This is a genomic window from Kitasatospora sp. NPDC022785 (assembly GCF_055561295.1).
In genome coordinates, this window is sequence record NZ_JBVHHB010000062.1 from 1 (window position 1) to 3,896 (window position 3,896).

Here is a 3,896-nt window from a genome sequence, read left to right on the forward strand (position 1 = left end):
CGGTCAGGCCCCCACCCTGCGCATACCGCACACCATTGGCATACCGCAGGGATCACTACCTGTCACCACCGACAACAGAACGAAAACCTCAGTAGCTGGTCAGGGCGGGTGTGGGCGGTTCGATGGCCACTGGTTCGGCCGTCGCCTGGTCTGCGTAATGCTTGGCCTCGTATTCGTCCGGGCTGAGCCAGCCGAGGCGCTTTTGGATGCGGCGGGTGTTGTACCAACCGTCGATGACCCTGTTGCCCAATTGGTCTATGCGGCGAGGTCGAGGGCTGCGAGGTGTGATGTCCGGGTGTGGGCGAGTGGCTTTTCATTCCACCAGGCATCGAGTCGGATGAGGTTGATGGCAGTAGCCGTGAAGACGTGGGCGAGGTGCGTCTTCGGCAGGCCGACGTAGCGGGTGCGGCGTGCGCCGGTGGCCGCGATGGCCTGGTGGATCGTGCCTTCGACGCCTGCCCGGACCGCGTAGAGGGTCTTCCACTCGTCGGTGGTCTGCTCGGCCCGGACGCGTTCGAGGATGGCGTCCTGTTCCTGCGGGCGAACGGTGAGTTGGCGTCCGTAGCGGGTGGAACTGGTGCACTGGTCCCGCACCGGGCACGGCGCGCAGGTCTCGGTCGCAAAGCGGATGCGGATGGCCGGCCGTTGGTTGTGATCGCAGCCTTCGGTCCAGTAGCGACTGGTGGCGCCGCTCGGACAAGTTGCGTTCCTGGAAGCCCAGTTGATGGTGAAGGACGTCTTACCGAAGCCGGTGGCCTGGGCCGTCTGGCGTGTGGTGTTGGGTCTGACCGGGCCGATGACGCGGATCCGGTGGTCGATGGGGGCGGTCAGCAGGAGCTCGGCGGAGATGTAGCCGGCGTCCATCAGGTGCTCGGAGGGCAGGAGGGCCTTGTTGTCGAGACGATCGTGGATCTCCTCGACGACCGCCGAGTCGCCGGCGGTGGCGTCCGTGGTGACCACGTGGGTGATCATGTGCGGGCGGCCGGAGTCCGGGGCGTCGCAGGTCTCGCTGAAGTGGACTTTGTAGCCGTCCCAGGCCGATCCGCGTTTCACCGCGTTGCGGGCATCCGGGTCGTACGGCGAGGTGATCCTGGCTCTGCTGGGCGGGAGATCGTCCTTCCCCCGCCAGGCCACCTCCTGCACTCCGTCGATGACCGTGCGCTTGAACTGCTGCAGCCACACCGTCCGCAGGGTGGTGACGGCGGGGATCTCCCGTAGCCAGCCCGGGGCCGTGGGCGAGGTGACGGCCTCGTGCAGGAGATATCCGTCGGCCGCGATGCGCTGGGTGAGCTGGACCCGTTTGGCCTCCTCGCTGGGCAGGCGGTAGGAGTCGATTCTGGCTCCGTAGCGTTCCTGCCACGAGGGATCCATCCACGAGGCGAGCCACCCGGGTGCCGCGACGGCGATCGCCTCCAGCGCCGCACGCAGTGTCTCGCCCACGAACTCCAGGCGGTTCAGGTTCCTGACAGCAGAGAGGACGTGGGTGGAGTCGGTGCGCTGCCGGCCTCCGGACGCGACCAGTTTCAGCTCGGTCAGGCGTTCCAGCAGGAGGTCCAGAACCTGTTCCTCCAGGCTGTGGGTTACGAGCCGGTCCCGGAACCAGGTCAGCACGGTGAAGTCGAAGCCTGGATCGGCGAGTTCGAGGCCCAGCAGGTACTTCCAGTCGATCCTGGCCCGCACGGCGTGCGCGGCCTGGCGGTCGGTCAGGTTCTCGGCGAACTGCAGCCCGGACACCAGTGCCAGCTGTCCGGGCGAGATGCCGGGACGACCGCGGACACCGAACGCGGCTCTGAAGACCTCGTCGTCGAACAGCGGACCGAGCGAGTCCCGGACCCTCATCGCCAAGCACCCCTTGGGGAAGGCCGCCCGGGCGACCACTCGTGTCGCCTCGGGAACTTCCCGACCCGAGCTCGCTGCCATCGACACCCCGCTGCCCCCGTCCCACGACGCAGGCGACCCTCCCGAACAGGCCGCCACCTCGAAGGCTCCACCCAGCAGACCCCACGTGTACGGAAGATCGCGCCGATTCACCTAATTGGGCAACAGGGTCCGTCGATGTACGTGAACAGCGCCAGGTCGGCGTCGGTCCGGGTCTCGAAGGTCGTGCGGCGCACGCACTCGGTCTTCAGGAGGCTCCAGAAGTTCTCCGCGAGGGCGCTGTCGAACGAGTCGCCCACGCTTCCCATGCTCGGCTTGATTCCCGCCTTCAGCAGGCGGGTTGTGAGCTTGATGGACGTGTACTGGGTGGATTCAACCGGTCGTCGCAACACCTCGATCGTGGAGGTGTCGGGTGGGGCGGCCTGTGGGGTGGACGACGAAGGTGACGGGGCGTCCGGCGATGCGTTCGCCGGGTCGGCCACCGGTGCGTCGGGACGTGGAACGCGCGTTCTGGTTGAGGATCGCCGAGGGGCTCACGAGCGAGGATGCCGCGCTGGCATGCGGGGCGTCCGGGCCCGTCGGTTCGCGGTGGTTCCGCGATCGTGGCGGGATGCCTTCGATCCAGCTCAGCCCATTGTCAGGCCGGTATCTGCCGTTCGCCGAGCGCGAGGAGATCTCCCTGTTGAGGGCCCAGGACACCGGCGTGAGGGAGATCGCCCGCAGGCTGGCGCCGTCCCCGTCGATGATGGCAGCCGCTCTTGCCTGGTCGGATTCATCGGAGCCCGCATCCTGAAGGCGCTGCTTCCCCTGCGTCGGATGCGGCTGCCCACCCGCATCGTCAAGGGCGGAATCTCCCGCCATTGACCCCTGCAACCTGCAGTTCCTCTACCAGGGGCGCGACCCCAGCACCGACGGCATGGACTACGGCCTCCTGCCGTACCGGCCGGGCGTGCTGACACTGCAGCGCTAGCCGGTGGCGTGACACAGGGCCGGCTCCGGTGTTCCTGAGGTTCGCGGGCAACGACGTACGCACGACGGTGCCGGTGTCGGAGCAGGTGGAGCACTACTAGTACTTCGTTAGGTCTGAAGTGTTCGGGAGCGTCCTGGTCGGCCTGCAGCGGGTAACTCGCGGTGGCAGGTGGGGCATTCGCCGGTCCAGGCCCGTATCAGGTCCTGGATGGCGTCGAGGACTCGGTAGAAGGTCAGGCCGGCGCTTCGACTTTTGGGTCGAGGCGCCGGAGGGTGAGGAAGGCGTGGGCGGCGGTGACGAGGGTGACGTGGTGGTGCCAGCCGCGCCAGGTGCGGCCCTCGAAGTGGTCCAGGCCCAGGCCGTGCTTCATCTCGCGGTAGTCGTGCTCGATGCGCCAGCGGATCTTGGCCAGCCGCACGAGGTGGCGGATCGCCGTATCGGGCGGAAGGCTGGTGAGCCAGTACTCGGTGGGGGCGTCGGTGCCGGGCGGCCATTCGACCAGCAGGGTCTCGGCCGGCAGGACGCCGTTCCAGGCGGCGCTTCCGCCCGCGTCGGCGGCGGCCAGCGCCCGGGGGATCTTTCCGGCGGGCCGCACCTGTAGGACCCGGAAGCGCGAGCGCATCGCGCCGCGGCTGCCCTGACGCCAGGTGACCTGCCGAAACGCCCGGCGCCCGCCGGAGGTGGCGTGCTCGCGCAGGGCGACAGAGTCGGTGCGGTAGCGGGGCAGTGTCCTGCGACCGGCGCCGCCGTAGGCGGGCGCCACCGGCTCCGCGTCGTGGCGGTGCGCGGTCTCGTCCCCGCGCACCGCCACGATGTAGTCCAGGCCCCGGGAGCGCAGAGCATGGCGGAAGGCCGCCGACTGGCCGTAGCCGGCGTCGGCGACCACGACCTGCGGGGCCAGCCCCCAGGAGATCAATTCCTCGAGGGCCTCGATCGCCAGCCGCCACTTCTCGACGTGCCCGACCTCCACCGGCAGGCCGGTGCGTCGCCGGCGGTCATCGCCGTGGTCGTCCCAGTCCGGCGGCACGAACAGCCGCCAGGACAGCGG

The 3,896-nt window shown here is 68.8% G+C and carries 4 protein-coding genes and 1 pseudogene; 1 reads left to right on the forward strand and 4 read right to left on the reverse strand.

Annotation, left to right across the window (positions count from 1 at the left end):
• Positions 1-88 precede the first annotated feature (88 nt).
• From ACZ3YO_RS39790 to ACZ3YO_RS39800, 3 genes are all read right to left on the reverse strand, one after another.
• Positions 89-250, reverse strand: coding sequence for a hypothetical protein (locus tag ACZ3YO_RS39790; protein WP_465579165.1), 162 nt, complete (start codon positions 248-250; stop codon positions 89-91).
• A 5-nt stretch (positions 251-255) separates the two neighbouring features.
• Positions 256-1,920 carry an IS1182 family transposase gene (locus ACZ3YO_RS39795; RefSeq protein WP_465579167.1) on the reverse strand — a complete coding sequence of 555 codons (1,665 nt, stop codon included), beginning with the start codon at positions 1,918-1,920 and terminating at the stop codon, positions 256-258.
• Between the two features lie 107 nt (positions 1,921-2,027).
• The gene (locus ACZ3YO_RS39800; RefSeq protein WP_465579169.1) at positions 2,028-2,267 is read right to left on the reverse strand and encodes an IS3 family transposase; all 240 of its coding nucleotides are present in this window, start codon (positions 2,265-2,267) and stop codon (positions 2,028-2,030) included.
• A 71-nt stretch (positions 2,268-2,338) separates the two neighbouring features.
• Here ACZ3YO_RS39800 and ACZ3YO_RS39805 point away from each other — a divergent pair.
• A pseudogene (locus ACZ3YO_RS39805) lies at positions 2,339-2,638 on the forward strand (helix-turn-helix domain-containing protein); the annotation flags it as partial.
• A gap of 442 nt (positions 2,639-3,080) precedes the next feature.
• Here the strand turns inward: ACZ3YO_RS39805 and ACZ3YO_RS39810 are convergent.
• Positions 3,081-3,896 (reverse strand): IS701 family transposase (locus tag ACZ3YO_RS39810; RefSeq protein ID WP_465579171.1); only part of this gene is annotated, 816 nt, incomplete at its 5' end.

Bases quoted from the DNA above. Each gene is read 5' to 3' on its own strand.
- ACZ3YO_RS39795 (WP_465579167.1), bottom strand. From the start codon at position 1,920: ATGGCAGCGAGCTCGGGTCGGGAAGTTCCCGAGGCGACACGAGTGGTC.